Origin of the sequence: Ditibartonella apihabitans (genome assembly GCF_002007485.1) — a bacterium.
Classification (GTDB): Bacteria; Pseudomonadota; Alphaproteobacteria; order Rhizobiales; family Rhizobiaceae; genus Bartonella; species Bartonella apihabitans.
Window position 1 is genome coordinate 1,173,571 of sequence record NZ_CP015820.1, and the last position, 16,405, is coordinate 1,189,975.

General features: G+C 44.8%; 14 protein-coding genes and 1 pseudogene. 9 read left to right on the forward strand and 6 right to left on the reverse strand.

The features are described from left to right. Window positions 1–41: 41 nt before the first annotated feature. Window positions 42–5,063 (reverse strand): apolipoprotein A-IV repeat region-like domain-containing protein, encoded by a 5,022-nt coding sequence (locus tag BBC0178_RS05300; protein ID WP_078039453.1) that lies wholly within the window; start codon window positions 5,061–5,063, stop codon window positions 42–44. A gap of 210 nt (window positions 5,064–5,273) precedes the next feature. On the opposite strand from BBC0178_RS05300, the gene BBC0178_RS05305 reads away from it, so the two are divergent. Further along, window positions 5,274–5,588, forward strand: a complete 315-nt coding sequence (locus BBC0178_RS05305) for a 2Fe-2S iron-sulfur cluster-binding protein (protein WP_269466425.1) — start codon at window positions 5,274–5,276, stop codon at window positions 5,586–5,588. Between the two features lie 3 nt (window positions 5,589–5,591). On the opposite strand, the gene BBC0178_RS05310 is transcribed toward BBC0178_RS05305, so the two are convergent. Then, window positions 5,592–6,218, reverse strand: coding sequence for a DUF922 domain-containing Zn-dependent protease (locus BBC0178_RS05310; protein WP_078039454.1), 627 nt, complete (start codon window positions 6,216–6,218; stop codon window positions 5,592–5,594). A 105-nt stretch (window positions 6,219–6,323) separates the two neighbouring features. Between BBC0178_RS05310 and folP the strand changes: the two genes are divergently transcribed. The 3 genes from folP (at window position 6,324) to BBC0178_RS11960 (ending at window position 8,339) form a co-directional block, all read left to right on the forward strand. Beyond that, the gene (gene folP / locus BBC0178_RS05315; RefSeq protein ID WP_078040375.1) at window positions 6,324–7,160 is read left to right on the forward strand and encodes a dihydropteroate synthase; all 837 of its coding nucleotides are present in this window, start codon (window positions 6,324–6,326) and stop codon (window positions 7,158–7,160) included. Beyond that, a complete protein-coding gene (gene folK / locus BBC0178_RS05320; RefSeq protein ID WP_078039455.1) occupies window positions 7,151–7,687 on the forward strand; it encodes a 2-amino-4-hydroxy-6-hydroxymethyldihydropteridine diphosphokinase in 537 nt (178 codons plus the stop codon). Before folP ends, folK begins: the two co-directional genes overlap by 10 nt. A 109-nt stretch (window positions 7,688–7,796) precedes the next feature. Further along, complete coding sequence (locus tag BBC0178_RS11960) at window positions 7,797–8,339, forward strand: hypothetical protein (protein ID WP_149867422.1); 543 nt, start codon at window positions 7,797–7,799, stop codon at window positions 8,337–8,339. Window positions 8,340–8,399: 60 nt separating this feature from the next. On the opposite strand, the gene cobJ is transcribed toward BBC0178_RS11960, so the two are convergent. From cobJ to cobG, 4 genes are read right to left on the reverse strand one after another with little or no spacing between them, the layout of a single operon-like run. Continuing rightward, on the reverse strand, window positions 8,400–9,803 hold the full coding sequence (gene cobJ / locus BBC0178_RS05330; RefSeq protein WP_078039456.1) for a precorrin-3B C(17)-methyltransferase: 1,404 nt from the start codon (window positions 9,801–9,803) through the stop codon (window positions 8,400–8,402). Between the two features lie 23 nt (window positions 9,804–9,826). Further along, window positions 9,827–10,567, reverse strand: coding sequence for a precorrin-2 C(20)-methyltransferase (locus tag BBC0178_RS05335; RefSeq protein ID WP_078039457.1), 741 nt, complete (start codon window positions 10,565–10,567; stop codon window positions 9,827–9,829). Further along, the gene (locus tag BBC0178_RS05340) at window positions 10,564–11,190 is read right to left on the reverse strand and encodes a precorrin-8X methylmutase (RefSeq protein ID WP_078039458.1); all 627 of its coding nucleotides are present in this window, start codon (window positions 11,188–11,190) and stop codon (window positions 10,564–10,566) included. Before BBC0178_RS05340 ends, BBC0178_RS05335 begins: the two co-directional genes overlap by 4 nt. A gap of 27 nt (window positions 11,191–11,217) precedes the next feature. Beyond that, window positions 11,218–12,585, reverse strand: coding sequence for a precorrin-3B synthase (gene cobG / locus BBC0178_RS05345; RefSeq protein WP_078039459.1), 1,368 nt, complete (start codon window positions 12,583–12,585; stop codon window positions 11,218–11,220). A 71-nt stretch (window positions 12,586–12,656) separates the two neighbouring features. On the opposite strand from cobG, the gene cbiE reads away from it, so the two are divergent. The 5 genes and pseudogenes from cbiE to BBC0178_RS05365 all read left to right on the forward strand — a co-directional run bounded on the left by cbiE (window position 12,657) and on the right by BBC0178_RS05365 (window position 16,338). Continuing rightward, entirely contained in the window at window positions 12,657–13,535 is an 879-nt protein-coding gene (gene cbiE, locus BBC0178_RS05350) for a precorrin-6y C5,15-methyltransferase (decarboxylating) subunit CbiE (protein ID WP_225868348.1), read from the forward strand. 146 nt (window positions 13,536–13,681) lie between these two features. Then, a complete protein-coding gene (locus BBC0178_RS11965) occupies window positions 13,682–13,870 on the forward strand; it encodes a hypothetical protein (RefSeq protein ID WP_225868349.1) in 189 nt (62 codons plus the stop codon). Between the two features lie 128 nt (window positions 13,871–13,998). After that, window positions 13,999–14,241, forward strand: a complete 243-nt coding sequence (hfq, locus tag BBC0178_RS05355) for an RNA chaperone Hfq (protein WP_077973529.1) — start codon at window positions 13,999–14,001, stop codon at window positions 14,239–14,241. 176 nt (window positions 14,242–14,417) lie between these two features. Next, window positions 14,418–15,767, forward strand: a complete 1,350-nt coding sequence (gene hflX, locus BBC0178_RS05360) for a GTPase HflX (RefSeq protein ID WP_078039460.1) — start codon at window positions 14,418–14,420, stop codon at window positions 15,765–15,767. 29 nt (window positions 15,768–15,796) lie between these two features. Beyond that, window positions 15,797–16,338: pseudogene (locus tag BBC0178_RS05365) on the forward strand (gamma carbonic anhydrase family protein). Window positions 16,339–16,405 lie beyond the last annotated feature (67 nt).

The window sequence follows — 16,405 nt, forward strand, 5'->3', positions numbered from 1 at the left end:
GATATGAAAAAGGGGAGCTTGATGTTCCCCTTTCAATGAGATTACTGGATACGGCCGCTTGCATGGGCAAGCATTGTATAAACCTTGCCTGTATCGGAAGTGAGATATTTCCTTATTGTTTCTCTGTCGCCAGTTTCCCGAGAGACATCGCGTAGCAGCTTTTCGAAATCTGCAATATATTGGTTGACCGAACGGCGGAAGTCGCTATCAACCAGATATTTTTGGCGGATTTTTTCGAATGTTTTCTGACCATTCAGCGTATAGAGCTTCTGTGTATAAATATTCCGCTGTCCACGACGATAATGATCCCAGAGTTGAACCGCAGCATTATGGTCAATTGCCCGGACAATATCGACGGATAGAGAATTTAGCGATTCAATCACATGATCGGCAGGGCGCGGTTGGTCAACTTTGGTGAGAGTTGCAACACCCGATTCATCTCCGCGAGAAGCTCGAGCCAAAAGATTTGATACCCAACCGTCTTTTACAGGCGCCGTGGCTGGCTTTGGTGTCATCGACGGATTTGCGGTAAAATTCTGTTTGAACAAAGTGGATGAACGCGGTCTGTCTTCAAAAACAGGGGTTTCCGCTTTCAAGCTTGTAGCCGACGTTGATGGCCGTGAAAAATTGCTGTTCTGCGCATTTTGCTGCATGAGCAGAGACAATTCCTGCAACGCTTTGATCTGATCGGTAACAGCATGACGCATTTGTTCTGCTGATTCCTTCGTTTGTGCCGGTAGCTGACGGATAGTGGTGTTCAAATTATTGCTTGTTTTTTCAAGCTCGCTCTTGATGGATTCTGTCGCACGACGAATTTCATCGGTAGCGTTGGAAAATTTCGACGAGGCGACGACAACCATCTCGTTCAAACTCTGTTGAAGTCTGAACGCTGAATCGCGTGTGCTCTGGTCTGTTTCTTTCAATGCCGACCCGATAGCCTCCTCGTAATGGGCAATGACCTGATTGATTTCTTCCGATTTGGACATCAATGCGTCACTTAATTGAGCCAATGCATTTTGCTTTTCTTCAATCGTACCGCTAAACGAGTTTTGTGATTGATTAAGCATGTGAACAGCCTGATTGAGAACATTTGCGTGTTGATCAAGGCTTTGAGACATTTGATTTATTTGTTCAAGTGCGCTGCCAGACAAACCTTGCAGAAGTTCAACATTGTTGCCCAACATCTGGGTAGAATTGTTCAGATTTTCAGCAATCTGATTACTGTTCTGGTAGAAACTATTGGCCGCTTCATTGAACTGTCCGTCAATATTCTGGATTGACGAGATCAAGCTATTTGCATTGGCACTGATATTCTGTGCAGATTGCTCCATCTGCATCAACACTCCCGAAACATTGCCGATGAAATCATCCTTGACACCGGAAACCGCTTGAAGTGTTTCCGAGGTGCGTTGTGCCAAGGCGTTCATCAAGGCATCATTTTGTGCTTGCATGCGTTGTTCGGCTTCTTGTGTTGCAGCGCTCAATTGATCATTGAACTGGGCTGCCAGACTACCGAGTGATTGGGTCGTCTGTTGAGCAGCCTGTCCGAGATTTTCGGCAACATTTGTCAGTTGTTCGACATCACCTGCAATCTTGCTGGAAGCTCCGCTAACGACATTATTGACGTTTTCGCCAATGCTATTCAAATGATAATCGATATTGGTTTGCAATTGCTGCATCGTTTCGTTCAGGAAATTGGAACGATCAGCTAATGATTGTTCTATAGATTGTGCTGAACTGACTATAACCGAATTGAAACGTTCGGCCTGCTGATTGATAATTCCCTCGGCTTTCGCCATTTCACCGTCAAAAGATGTTGTCAACGTCTGTCCAGCTTCATTGAAGCGTGTTGTGGCTTCATTAATTTTTGCATCAAGAGATGAAAGAATGTTGTCACCCGCAGCCGAAAGAGCTTTCCCAACCGTTTCGGATTGTTCTGTCAGGTTTGTAACAGCCCGTTTTCCGGAAGCAGACAGGACACCTTCGGCCTTTACAGCTACATCGGCAAAAGACGTTACAAATTCCTGACCAAGATCGGCAATCTTGGTTTGAACCTTATTTGTTTCATTATTCAGCGTCGACAAAATACCATCGCTGATATTCGTGAGGGTAGACTGAAGTTTGGTTGCTTCCTCATTGAAGGAAGAGAGAACCTGATTGCCCGATTGCGACAACAAAGAAGATGCTTTGTCAGCAATATCGTTCAGTGAATCCTTTAAAGACGCATTTGAATCTTCAAGAATTGTTTTGGTTTTATCTGTTTGTTCGGCCAAAGATGTTGTCAAACCGGCTCCGGTAGACGAAAGGATGTCGGACGCTCTGTCAGTTGCTTCTGTCAGGCCGTTAACGAGTTTATCGCTTGTCTCGTTTAGCAGCGAATGCGCTCTGTCGGTCTGGGATGTCAGGTTTGTCACCAGCTCACCACCCGATTGGGTAATCAATTCGGATGCTTTTTTGGCTTCATCGGTGAATGTTTCTGACGCAGAAGTAATGCTGTCGCGAAGGTCGCTAGCAAAAGACAGGGCTGAACCTTCCAACGAGCTTTTTACGTTCTGTATGCCGGTTTCCAGTGCGGTCTGTATCGTCTGGGTACGATTGTCAAGAATCGCAGTCTGTTCGGAAAACGTGTTTTTAATGCCTTCATTGTTTTTGGCTACCACGTTTTTAAGCTCGTCAGATTTTTGTTCTAACAAGTTGCTTTGCGCTTCGAACGATTTCGATATTTCACCTAGCGTATTCGTAAAGTTATCCTGTAACTCTTTTGCGCGCTCGGTGACGATATTGGAATTGGTGGTCAATGTCTCATTCATGGATCCGATGCGGTTATCCATTGACGTTAACAATGAATCGTTTGATTCGTTCAGCGCTTTTTCAAGCAATTGCGTATGATTTTTAAGAGTGTCCAAATGATTCGCGAACGCCGTTTTCAATTCCTGGCTATTGTTGGCGATCGAATCTTGTACTTTCAGTACCTGACTGCCAACTGTATCGTTGAATGTAGCGTCACCTTTTGCAATGACATCCTTGATATAATCAATGCGCTCTTCCAGAATACGTGCCTGATCGGCAAGGACTTCGTTCAGAGCGGAACTGTTGACTGTAAGTGAATCTCTTAAAGCATCCGCTCTCGTGTCGATATTTTTGGTTTGTGTATCAATAAGTTCGTTGGCTGTTTCAAAACTCTTTTCAATAGCAGCCTGTAATGCGTTGGTACGTTTTTCAATGCCTTCAACATGCTCGCGCGAGTGCAGATCAAGTGTTTCGACATTTTTTACCAAAACTTGTTCAATACTGCTGACGTGCTGTGAAAGTACGTCCATCTGACCTTTCACTGTCTGAGCCAATTTGTCGGTTTCGCTCCCGAGCATTTCTGCTATGAGTTCGCGTCCTCCGGCTATCTGTGATTTGAATTCTTCGGAACGATTTTTGAGCATATCGCCAAGCGAGATATCAAGCCCTTTGACTTCATCAGCAAGCAATTTTTTGCCGTCATCAAATGTTGACAGGAAGTCGTTACGACCTGCGGTAAATGCATTCGCAATTTCGACAGTACGAGCCTTGAGAGTTTCGTTGATTTGATTTGCTCTTGCATCAAGAACGCCACCCAGCTTTTCAGTGTTTTCTTCGAGCTCTTGAGCACGGTTTATAAAGGCAGCGATGATTGAATTACCACGTTCGCCCAGTGAACTGTCGACATCGGCAAGACGTTTTTCAAACGCCGCAATCGCTTCTGTGGCGACATTGTCGAATTGTGTGGACAAAGTAGAAGCATGGTCACCCAATTTTGTAATTTTGTCGTTGAAATCGGATAAAGCCCGCTCGGTAGCAGCTTGCATCCGTTGACTGAGTGCTTCTGCGCGCTGTTCTGCTTCCTCAGCTCCTTGATTGAAACTTGTGGAAATTTTCTCACTATTATTTTCCAGCCGTTCGGCAGCAGAAGTAACGCTCTGTTCGAGATTGTTATAAAGATCGGAATTCTGCCTTTGCAATTCTTCAGCAGTCTGACGGAATTTTTCAGCGAGTTCGCCACTTACGCCGTCACCCACCTCTGCCAATCTGGCAACAAGTTCTTCGCCCTGTTTTTGGAGTGTTTGAGTAAGAGTTTTTGTAACATTCTCGACATTGTTCGAAATATTGGACGTGATGACGTCGAATTCTTTGCTCAATTCATTTTGTGTGCCGCGAATAGTGGATTGCACCCGATCGGCATGACCGAGAATTGCCTCCCGTTCGGTGCTCAGTTCGCTAATGAGATTATGAATACGCGATTCATTTTCTGTATAGGCACGTTCAAGGTTTTGAACTTCACCCTGAATGAGTGCTTCGAGTTCCACAGCCCGTGACAGAGTCCGTTCAATACCTTCGTTCATGGCAGAAACTTCCTGACGGATAGTTTTACCAAGTGATACGGCATGTTCTTCTGTTGCTTGCGGACGACCTAAGCGTAAGGCAGCATCACTTACTGCAGCCGCAATATTGCGGAGTTCAGTGGATCGTTTGGAAAGCTGCGCAAATCCCCAGAACATTAAAATCGGTACAGCGGTTCCGGCGGCAACGGCAAGTCCGACAGGAGTAGCGGCAAATGCTGCAAGGCCGGCAGGAGCCAATGAATTTGCAACATATGCACCGCCTGCCGCCCACAGAGCACTGAGTGCAGTGGTGCTCCAATAAATACGTGATGGCTTTGCCGTATAGTTTCCGGAAACCTTTATTAAATTGAGATCATCATTGGCAGGCTTCGGTGGATTGGTTACCAGACTGTCATGCACGGTACCGCCAGTCGATTCGCGATCCGGCTTTTTGCCGAACAGGCTTTCAGCCACAGATTCATCAACAGTTGGGCTATTCTGGCCATTCAAACGAGCCGAAGGAGCATTTTCAGCAGCAAGCTCTTCTGTTGCTTGCGCTATTTGCTCGGCGAGATCATCCAGGTCGATTAGGCCGTTGGTCGATTGGGCAGCACTCTCTTTTGTGGTGGCATTATCGAAATTGAAGTCCAAAGCCTCTTCGAGTGCTTCTTCGACTTCGTCATCAATTTTTTCTGCCTTGGTTCTACGTGCCATCTTAGCCTCTTTACTCTATACACATTGAAAGACGGTGGTACTTTCAATAAAGCATGCTTATCCTAACCTTTAAGGAATTAGAAAGGAATACGTTCTTGGCTAAAGTTTGAAATCTTTTAAGATAAAGTTAACGGCGCCACGGGGGGAGTCTCAAAAAACTAAAAAAAATATGATAAATCAAATATATAGGACGATTGTAAGTTGGTACATATTTTGTTCATAAGTGAGGAAAACAACCAGCAATTTGCTGTGGATAGCTCATCAGGCCTCACTCTGATGGAAGCTGCACTGGAAAATAACGTGCCCGGCATCATTGCCGAATGTGGTGGCGCATGTTCCTGTGCAACATGTCATGTCTATATAGATGAAAAATGGCGGAGCAGGGTAGGGGCGCCAAATATAATGGAAGATGATATGTTGGATTTTGCTTATGACAGACGTGAAAATTCCAGACTTTCTTGTCAAATTGTTCTCGATGAAAGTCTGGATGGACTTGTTGTTTACATTCCCGAACGCCAAAGCTGATGATTATTGCTTTGCTTGTTCGAGTTTTTGCAAACGTCCGACAAGTAAATTTATAAAGCGGTGATCAAAATTGACTGCCTCTGCACGATCAAACTGTCGTTGGGCATTTTCATGGTCGAGCAGTATATTATAGGTTGTCTTTTCGATATCCTGCTTCAACAGATTGCAATTCGATCTATAGGGAAGACTTTTTACCGAGCGTTCTATTTTTGTCGCATGGGAGCGGGCAATCACAATGTGACTTTCTTCATGGCGCTGGATGTCCCTCGACAATGTGTCCCATACAAGTGCCATTTCTATCGATTTGGTCGTTGAACGTTGTTTCCATCTAGGCAGAGACATTTTTGCATGAACATCAACACTTACAGATGCGACCTTGCAATAACGACCGTCCTGAACAAGTTTCAATCGCGGATCAAATGAAATTGTTGTGGCTCCGGGATGGCGGCTTCCGGTACTTTTAATATAGGGTCCCTTATGTGCCAAGGCTTTATCGAGTTGCGCAGGAGTTGTGCCTGACAAGGTGTAATAGCTGACAGTTTTATAAATTCTGGCGGCATCGGCCGTTCCAGAAAACGGTATCAAGAAAAAACATGTAGCAGCCAAAGTACTGATCGTTTTTTTGAACATTTTAATCTCTGTCGTTAAAAATAGTAAACTTGTGTGATCATTTACATGAATATGCTAAAAAAGCGTCTACAAAATAAGACAATCTTGAAGCAAGCGGAAATTAATATGAAAAACTTCTGGTCGATTGGTCATAATAAAACAATTTCACTTCATCCGTCGTCTGTTTTGATGGGCATCTTGAACGTGACTCCGGACTCCTTTTCAGATGGGGGGGAACATAATTCTTTGCAAGAGGCCGTTAGCTTTGGACAAAAAATGATGGATGATGGCGCTTCCATTATTGATATCGGAGGCGAATCCACCCGACCGGGATTTGATACCGTCACCATAAAAGAAGAACAAAATCGTGTATTGCCGGTTGTCGAAAAATTGGCCGGAAAAGAGGGGGCGTTTTTATCTATTGATACATATCACGCGGAAACTGCCCAGATTGCCTTGAAAGCGGGTGCACACATTATCAACGATATTTGGGGGTTGCAGCGGGAACCCGAAATGGCCGAGATTATTGCTTCCGAGCGGGCGGGCGTTGTCATCATGCACAATTCCCGTGACCGCGACGTTTTGACAGACATTATCGAAGATCAGAAATTCTTCTTTGACAAATCTTTGGAGCTTGCCAAAAAGTCCGGTATTGCCGATGATGCTATTGTACTCGACCCGGGATTCGGGTTCGGCCTTAATTTTCATGATAATCTTGTGTTGTTGAACCGCGCGTCGGAACTTCATATGTTCGGTTTTCCGTTACTGGCTGCTACCTCGAGAAAACGTTTCCTCGGTACTTTAACCGGTCAGCAAGACGCGAAAATGCGCGATATAGCAACGACTGCAACCTCCGTTTTATTGAGACAAGCAGGTTTTTCCATTTTTAGAGTACATAATGTGATCATGAATAAGGATGCATTGGCTGTTGTAGACGGAGTCGAAGGCGTAGCATGCAACTAGCTTATAAGAAAAGAAGTTCCGATAATACTCCCAAAAAAGCCTGGCTGGGGCTAGGGGGCAATATCGGGGATGTTCCATCGACTTTGAAATATGCTCTTGCCGATATCGAACACTCTTCGGAAAACCATCTGATATCTGTTTCATCCTTCTATCAGACACCCCCATGGGGCAAAATAGACCAAAACCGGTTTGTCAATATTTGCTGTGAAATCGAGACGATTTTTGATCCGGAAAATTTGTTACAATTCTGTCTTCATATCGAGAAAAAATATGGTCGGGAAAGAAAGATAAAATGGGGGCCAAGAACTCTCGATATAGACCTGCTTGTTTATGAAAATATCCCTCATTACCGGTCGGAAACCTTGACATTACCGCACCCGTTGATGACTGAAAGAGCGTTCGTTTTATACCCTTTATGCGAAATAGCGCAGGCTCTTATTGTCAATGGACGCACTATCAGGGAATGGAAGAAGGACTGCGCAGATGATGGCATTGTGATACTTCCGACACACTTCACGATGAGATGACTGTCATTTCACATATTAATGATGACGGAAGAGAAAAAAATCGTTAAAGGGCTTTATAAGTTCGATCGTGTTTATAAGCATCATCGAAGAGCTAAGCTGAGGTGCCCGCATGTCAAGCGTATTTCCGAAATCCATCTTTATCGTTGCAGGTTTTGCACTTTCCGTTACCGGATGTACTACAACACAAAACCAGACAACGGCGACGAATTCTCTGACAACTGCTGTTGCAAGCAATCCGGCACCGAAATTTCCTTCATTTACCGCTCCGACACGCAGCGTAGCCCCTGATCTCGCACAAGCATGTATCAATAGTGCGGCAAATAAGTATTTTTTGCCTACGCGCGTTATCAAAGCGGTTGATTCCCGCAAACCCGGAGATGGCTCGACACAAGTTATCCTCAAAGTTGATTTACGTGATGCTGTTTGCACCGTCAGTGCAGGAGGTGTCGTAAAATCGGTGATTGACACATCTCCGAAAAGTGCAGATCAGATAGCTGCGGAAGCTCAGGCGGCTGCGGGAACCAAAGCTTTATCGCAAAATACAACAGAAACCACTGTTGTCAGGACACCTAAGAAAACGACATCGACAACCTCTACCGGTGTTAAAAAACGGACACAAGCGACAGCAGCCTCAGGGCAATCCTTATACTAAGAGATTGACTGGCATAGCGTTAATAGCGGTACAGCCATTAATAAAAGGGTGATCTGGGTTTTATCTATCCGGATAAGAACGGGGGGTATAGCTCCACACTTTGCCGGCCCTTTCAAAACAGCGTGTTTGACTTGAACCGATGATAACCACAGAACGACTCGTAATGTCTCTGATGTTCATGTCGGCAAGTGTCGTTATCAAGGTCTGTTCGCCAGTGCGTCCGATATCGGTTCCTATCATAACAATCCGGTCAGTAGGGCAAAGTTGGTTCAATATACGCAAGACATCAACGATTTTCGTCGGGCGGTTGCGTGATACGGGGTTATAAAGTGCCAACACCATATCCGATTTTATTGCCGCAACCAGTCGCTTTTCGATGATTTTCCACGGTTTCAGATTGTCAGATAATGAAATAACCGCAAAATCGTGTCCCAATGGCGCTCCGAGACGCGCTGCGGCAGATTGCGCGGCAGTGATACCCGTTTCTACTTTTACTTCGACATTGTCCCAAAGCGGCGAATAGTTTTCATCGAGAGTTTCAAAAACAGCGGCTGCCATGGCGAATATTCCGGGGTCTCCCGAAGAAATCATAGCCACTCTTTTGCCCGTAGCGGCAAGGTCCAACGCTTCTTTTGCCCTTAAAAGTTCTTGCCTGTTATCGCTCGGATGGAGCGTTTGTTTCGCCAGAAACGGAGATGCGAGTTTTATATAATAATCATAGCCGAAAATATCGGTTGCTTCTGCCAAAGCATTACGAGCAGAAAAGGTAATATTTTCGCTGTTTCCAGGCCCCAGTCCGACAATTGTAAGCAGCCCGTTTTTTTTGCTCTTGCGATAAATGAGCTTGGTAGACGAGCCTTTTATATCACTCCCGTTCTCATCAATAACGATCTTAAGTGAAGCGTCAGTTGCGAATGGGAGTGAACCGGTAGAAAACCACTGATGCGTTCCCACCAGCTCTACGGTTTCTCCGGCAAGAAGCGAAGAAAGAAAACTTGCAGCGTCGTTTTTGTTGACAAGTTCGAGGTCTTCCGGAGGGGTGAGAAGATTTAGACCAAATCGCAAATATCCGCTGGTGGTAATTGCTGCATGACTATCAAGAAGCTTTGCGAGGTCATGAGCGAGATCATTCGCGCCGATATTCGCTCCCAATAATGGCACAACGGAAGAGCCATCTTCTGCAATACACAAAACCGGAGGTTCACTGAATTTGTCTTTCAAAAGCGGGGCAAGAATTCTGACAATGAGACCGCAAGCACACAAAGCAACGATCGGACGGCCGGATAGGAAAGCATCTTTAATTGAATTGGCTATGTCATCGACAATGGTAATATCTGTGCCTTCGACACGGCTTGTTCCATATATAGTTGCGTTTTTTAAAAACTTGGAAATAGCGGTAGCCCGATCTTTCGATAAATCGGAAAAAATAAAAATATCAGTATTTTGCGATGAATAATTAAACAATATAATTAACCTTTTTGCCTATGTCAGGTCTTAATTTTGTGCTTTATACCCGGTATCAATACAAGTGAGAAATATGGTGATTTTTCTCCATCGGCTTCAAGGATCGGAATGATTTTCTGCTCGTCCATTGTCGCTCGTTCGATATAAAGTGCGCGTTCCGTCAGGCCGGTTATTTCCAAAGCCTCTTTTATTTTGGACAGGTTTCTTCCCACTTTCATAATAGCAAATGCATCGCCATTGCGGAGTTTTTCGACAAGCGCCTGTTTCTCCAAGACGCCCGACAAAATGGTAAAGCTTTGATTGCGGTAGCACAAAGGCACTTGTAAAACAGATGCAGCTCCGAATATTGAAGAAATGCCCGGAATGATTTCTGTCGGGTAGCTTTTTCCCAGAAGGTCATAAAGATACATAAACGAGCTATAAAATAGCGGATCACCTTCAGCCAAAATAACAACAGTTTTGTTATTTTTTAAATATAAATCAATCGTTTGGTACGAGTTGTTATAAAACTGATTTAACTTTTCGCGATAAAGATCGGATCGGCTGTCGGATTGCACAGTTACGGGGTAGGTCAATGGCTGTAAATGTGCTTTTTCAGAAATCCAACGCTTGGCAATTCTTAGCGCATTGCTGTTATGCGTTTCCGTTTCGTGATAAACGATAACGTCGGCGGACTGGATCGCTTTCATCCCTTTAACCGTTATAAGTTCGGGATCGCCGGGGCCAACGCCAACACCGATAAGCTTTGCTCGTTTTCCGTTCATTCGCGTTCACTCGCCAAAGCGTTAATAGCAGCCGCTGCCACTGCGCTACCGCCCCGTCTTCCGTGAACAACAATATAGGGTATGGAAAATTGGTTTTTAGCCAAAGCCTGTTTTGATTCTTTTGCGCCGACAAATCCTACCGGACAGCCGATAATCAATTCAGGCTTTTCAAAACCTTGTTCAATGAGGTTGAGTAGGTGAAAGAGTGCTGTCGGTGCGTTACCAATGACGACAACAGAGTTTTTTATATAAGGTTTCCAAAGTTCGACTGCTGCTGCTGAACGCGTGTTTCCGATTTTTTTCGCGTGTTCCGCTACAGATTTATCTGCGAGTGTACAGATAACCTGATTATTCGCCGGTAACCGTTTTCGGGTGATTCCTTCGGCAACCATTTTGGCGTCGCATAATATTGTAGCACCGTCGGCGAGCGCCTTCCTGCCGATACTGCCAGCGCCGTCGGAAAATGCAATATCTTTCACGATGTCAGTCATACCGCAAGCGTGTATAACCCTGACAACCAGCTTTTCGAGATCGGCCGGTATATTGGTGAGATCAGCTTCCGAGCGTATTGTTGCAAATGACCGGTTGTAAATTTCCTGACCATCTCTCAAGTAATCAAGCATAGCTTCACGCCTTTTTATGGTATTTTTCTATTTCTCGTTTTCTATATAGCGCATAACATCAGATATGCTCATATTCTCGCACAAAAGTTGCCCGAATTTATTTTTTTCCGTCTCATTCGTTAAATTTGCACGATAGAGGTTATAAATACCGTCTTTGACAGCGAGAATCGTGAATGGAAAAGCTTCGGTTGCCACGCAGGATTTTGAACACGCGGTCAAGTGAACGAGCGCTTTCGGATTGCCTGAAAAATGCTCAACGAGATATTTTCCATCACGTTGAACATTGGAAAGTGCCGAATGACAGAGAGGCGCACCGGCACAACAATAAACATAAAGTGCCGGGTTATTTTCGTCGGTTGCAAGTCCGAGTTTCGAAAGGCCATCTCTGATCAATGTTGCTTCATCCCGACTGCAATCGGGTATGATGATCCCCTGATAATGGGTAAGGCGTATTGGCGTGTTGAGTGCACGAATTCTGGCAAGCTCTGCAACGCCGTGCAAGGTTTTTGATGCCATTCGTCCGAGCTCGGGTCTTGCCCCCACATAAAATAAGTCTTTCTGTTTCTGCGGTAATATGCCGGTTAATGTCGAAAGGTTTTCGTGTAATTCGGGGTTCATCAACGGTTTAGAGATATCATTGCCAAAGTGTTGATAGATTTGGGCAAGAAAATCTTTAAATTTGCCACTGACACAAAGATGCTTCATGCGACTTATGGAAGGTTCGGATTTTGTTATGGAGATGAACAATCCGAGCGCATATCGTATAAATTCCAGCGCTTTTTTTTCTGTGATGCTGCCAATGGTAGGCGATTTGCTATCCGGCATATCGAGCGCCGATGAAGCAAATCCGAAATTGTAAGCTTTGCCGTCAGGATGGGCTGAAAGCCAGATATCGGCTTTATGGTTCAAAACCTGTGTTGTTTCACCGCCATTTATCAGAAATGAAAATTTCGGAGACAGGCTCGCAAAGTTTTTTTCAAGTTGCAACATAGCAAGAAGCTTGTCGGCAAATTCAACAGTATTACACGACATGTCTACGTCAATGCCGGCGGTTGGTGCAACCATGACATTTCGAATATCGTCGCCTTCCGGAGTTAAAGGTCCAAGACCAAGATCAAGAATTTTGTTGATCAACTTCTGTTGGTTGTTTTTTGCAACAGCGCGTATTTGCACATTTGCTCTTGTTGTGAGTTCGACATAGCCGTACGAAAAGGTTTCGGCTGCATCTGCTATGCCGTCAATTTGCTCGCTCGTCAAACGGCCTAACGGTAGTTTTATTCGGCAAATCCCGCCATCATTAGCTAGCGGCATACGAAACAATCCCGGACAGGCAAATCGTCTATCCTGAACTGCCTTGATTTTAACTTCATTTTCTGTAGATGCGGCGGTAATCATTTTGCTTGCTCTCGGAGTGGGCAGATTCTAATAAAGCTAAATAGGGACAAATAGCTTACCGATCAACGTGAATGAACAAAAAACCTTGGCTGACAATTATTGGTATTGGAGATGACGGCTGGAGTGGCCTTACGCTGCGCCAACAAAATGCTTTAACTGCGGCTTCCTATATATTTGGCGGCAAAAGACACCTTGGTTTTTTGCCTGAAAATTTGCCGGCAAAATTAATTCCTTGGCCGTCACCTTTTTCAAAAGGCGTAGACGGAATATTGTCGTTAAAAGGGCAAAATGTTGTCGCGCTGGTCAGCGGAGATCCTATGTTTTTCGGAGCAGGAGCAACTTTACTTCGAAAAGTACCCGTAGCCGAGGTATTGGTTCTGCCACATCCGTCGTCGTTTTCATTGGCCGCATCCCATCTCGGCTGGGCATTGCAAGATACAGTCTGCCTTTCAATCAACGGCCGTCCTATTCGTTCAATCCTTGGCCAATTGCAGAACAATAACCGGCTGATTATTCTGTCGGAAAACAAAAACAGTCCATCAGAGCTTGCAAAACTCCTAGTAGAATATGGTTTTGGTGGAAGCGAAATGACTGTCATGGAACATTTGGGCGGTGAAAAACAGCGCATTCGCTCTCAAAAGGCTGATAAATTCGACCTTGATGATTGCGAAAATCTCAATCTGGTAGCGGTTGAATGCCACGCTGATCGTGCAGATGCCGGATTTAGTTTTTGTTCAGGATTGCCTGATGACGCCTTTTTCACAGACGGTCAACTCACCAAACAGGATGTCAGGGCAGTTACTATGGCGCATCTTGCTCCGAAATTTGGTGAAGTGTTGTGGGATGTTGGAGCCGGTAGCGGCTCGATTTCGATTGAATGGTTACGTGCCTCTAGAGGAACACGTGCTTATGCAATTGAAAAAAAGAGAGTAGACAAAATACGATTTTAAAAAATGCCGATCACTTTGGAGTTATCGGTCTCTCGCTCATAAGAGGAGAAGCGCCGTTCTGTCTGGCTGGCCTTGAAAGCCCCGATGCAATATTTATTGGTGGCGGTTTTACCCATCCCGATTTGTTCGACTGCTGCTGGAAAAGTTTGAAGTCCGGTGGACGGCTGGTTGTCAATGCTGTAACGCTTGAAACCAATGCCATCCTTGCAGAGCATTCCAAAAAAGTTAATGCGCGCCTCATTCATCTTGCATTTGCCGAAGCGGTTCCTTTGGGAAATTTTCACGTATGGCGCAATTCGCTTCCGATCACCATGATGATTGCCCGAAAAACCTGAACTGTTTAATATATTATGCTACTTAAAGCTGTGGGCGCGGTTGTAGTTACGGATTGACAATTGGTGGTTTTTTGTTCGATATGAACAAATTAGAATTTTATGCGGTTCGAAATATAGGTATAAGAACAATGACAGAACGATCGCAGCACCTGCAGGATCTCTTTCTGAATGCAGTACGTAAACAGAAGATTTCTCTTACAATCTTTTTGGTAAATGGCGTCAAACTTACCGGCATAGTAACATCGTTCGACAATTTTTGCGTGTTGCTGCGACGTGACGGGCACTCCCAGCTCGTTTACAAGCATGCGATATCGACCATAATGCCTAGTCAGCCGGTGCAGATGCTGGATGAAGAAGAGGACATTGAATAGCTTCTCTTTATAGTTTTTCGGGGAAATAGCTTCTTGGGCATTTTTTAAAAAAGGAATTTTCGGTTGAAACTTCAAAAAAGAGTTTTCGGTTGAAAAAAGTTTTCTTGCCGAAAAGATCAGGTTTTTTCACTTCCCGGTCTTTCCACTTTTATGTCGAGTTTTGTGGTTAGCTTGTTATGATGGACGATCATGACAAGACCCACAAACTGATTTCAAGACAAACAGTTGAAACACGAGCAATTGTTATCGTTCCCGTCATATATGATCGGGAGAACTCGAAGAAAAATTATGAAGCATCGTCGCGCTCGCGTATCGATGAAGCGGTAGGGCTTGCCGAAGCTATCCGCCTGAATGTTGTTGAAAAAATATCCGTCAATATCGAAAAACCGCGTCCGGCAACACTGTTAGGTCAAGGAAAAGTCGAAGAAATCGGCAAGGTTGTTTCTGATAAAAAAATCGACCTTGCGGTCATGGATTCTTCCCTGACGCCGATCCAGCAGAGAAATCTTGAAAAAGCCTGGAACTGCAAAGTTATTGATCGCACAGCTCTTATTCTCGAGATTTTTGGCGATAGGGCGAGAACAAAAGAAGGTGTCCTTCAGGTTGAGCTTGCCCACCTCAATTATCAAAAGGGGCGACTGGTCAGAAGTTGGACCCACTTGGAAAGACAGCGCGGTGGCAGCGGCTTTCTCGGCGGACCTGGTGAAACACAGATTGAAGCTGACCGGCGCATTTTGCAGTCAAAAATCGTCCGCATCAAGCGTGAACTTGAAACAGTTGTCAGAACAAGAGCACTCCATAGGGCGAAAAGAAAAAAAGTCCCTTATCCGGTTATAGCACTTGTCGGTTATACCAATGCAGGTAAATCGACATTATTCAATCGTTTGACGGGCGCGGATGTGTTGGCCAAAGACATGCTCTTTGCAACACTTGATCCGACATTGCGCAAAGTAATCTTGCCGCACGAACAGACGGTGATGTTGTCGGATACCGTTGGATTCATTTCCGATCTTCCAACCCATCTTGTTGCAGCATTCAGAGCAACATTGGAAGAGGTTGTCGAAGCTGACCTTATCCTTCATGTGCGCGATATGTCGGACGTCGAAAACCACGCCCACGCGCAGGATGTCTTGAATATTTTATCAAGTCTCGGTGTCAATACAGATGATCCCGATCACATTATAGAAGTCTGGAACAAGGTCGATTTGCTCGACGATGTGTCGTTGGCTGCTTTGCAGGATTCTGCCCGCACTTCTCTCACGCCGGTTGTGGCTGTTTCTGCTCTAACCGGCAAAGGCGTTGACAAACTCCTCGCGATTATTGAAAAACGAATATCTGGCGAAATGATCAAACGGCAAATTGTTCTCAAGCCGGATGAATACGGTCTTCTTGATTGGCTTTACAAGAATGGTGAGGTCATCAAACAGACATCTAAAGATGACGGTTCGGTTATTGTTTCGGCCAATCTAACCGGACAGGCGAATGAACGCTTCGATAATATCATTAAAACAAAACATTCGGACTAACCGAAATTTATCTCCGGAGGGAAATGCGAATGGCTTTTTATCGGCTTGATGGTATAGATCCCGTTATTGAAGATAGTTCAGCAAGCTGGGTTGCAGAAAGTGCCGAAATTATCGGAAAGGTTGTTTTGAAGCCGCGCTCCAGTGTTTGGTTCGGAAGCGTTTTGCGCGGGGACAATGAAACGATTACTATTGGTGAAGGAACAAATATTCAGGATATGACAATGGTTCATACCGATGCCGGTATCGAAGTGTCGATTGGCAAAAATTGCACCATTGGTCATAAAGTTATCCTTCACGGTTGCACCATTGGAGATACAAGTTTGATCGGAATGGGCGCTATTATTATGAACCACGCGGTTATTGGCGAAGAGTCGATAGTGGGAGCAGGGGCATTGGTCACTCAAGGTAAAGAGTTTCCAAGCCGGTCACTTATTGTTGGCAATCCGGCACGTTTTGTCAGAAATTTGACCGATGAGGAAATAGAAGGCATTAAAAATCTGCGTCACATTATTATGACAATGCACAAAGATTCAAATATAATCTGGTGCCTCTCACTTTGCCGGAACAATGATAGGTCCATTTACGAGGCGCTACTCATCAACTATTCCATTTTCTTCGTACAACAAGAAGAATAACAA

Bases quoted from the DNA above. Each gene is read 5' to 3' on its own strand.
- BBC0178_RS05300 (WP_078039453.1), bottom strand. From the start codon at position 5,063: ATGGCACGTAGAACCAAGGCAGAAAAAATTGATGACGAAGTCGAAGAA.
- BBC0178_RS05310 (WP_078039454.1), bottom strand. From the start codon at position 6,218: ATGTTCAAAAAAACGATCAGTACTTTGGCTGCTACATGTTTTTTCTTG.
- folP (WP_078040375.1), top strand. From the start codon at position 6,324: ATGAAAAACTTCTGGTCGATTGGTCATAATAAAACAATTTCACTTCAT.
- folK (WP_078039455.1), top strand. From the start codon at position 7,151: ATGCAACTAGCTTATAAGAAAAGAAGTTCCGATAATACTCCCAAAAAA.
- BBC0178_RS11960 (WP_149867422.1), top strand. From the start codon at position 7,797: ATGTCAAGCGTATTTCCGAAATCCATCTTTATCGTTGCAGGTTTTGCA.
- BBC0178_RS05335 (WP_078039457.1), bottom strand. From the start codon at position 10,567: ATGAACGGAAAACGAGCAAAGCTTATCGGTGTTGGCGTTGGCCCCGGC.
- BBC0178_RS05340 (WP_078039458.1), bottom strand. From the start codon at position 11,190: ATGCTTGATTACTTGAGAGATGGTCAGGAAATTTACAACCGGTCATTT.
- cobG (WP_078039459.1), bottom strand. From the start codon at position 12,585: ATGATTACCGCCGCATCTACAGAAAATGAAGTTAAAATCAAGGCAGTT.
- cbiE (WP_225868348.1), top strand. From the start codon at position 12,657: ATGAACAAAAAACCTTGGCTGACAATTATTGGTATTGGAGATGACGGC.
- hfq (WP_077973529.1), top strand. From the start codon at position 13,999: ATGACAGAACGATCGCAGCACCTGCAGGATCTCTTTCTGAATGCAGTA.
- hflX (WP_078039460.1), top strand. From the start codon at position 14,418: ATGATGGACGATCATGACAAGACCCACAAACTGATTTCAAGACAAACA.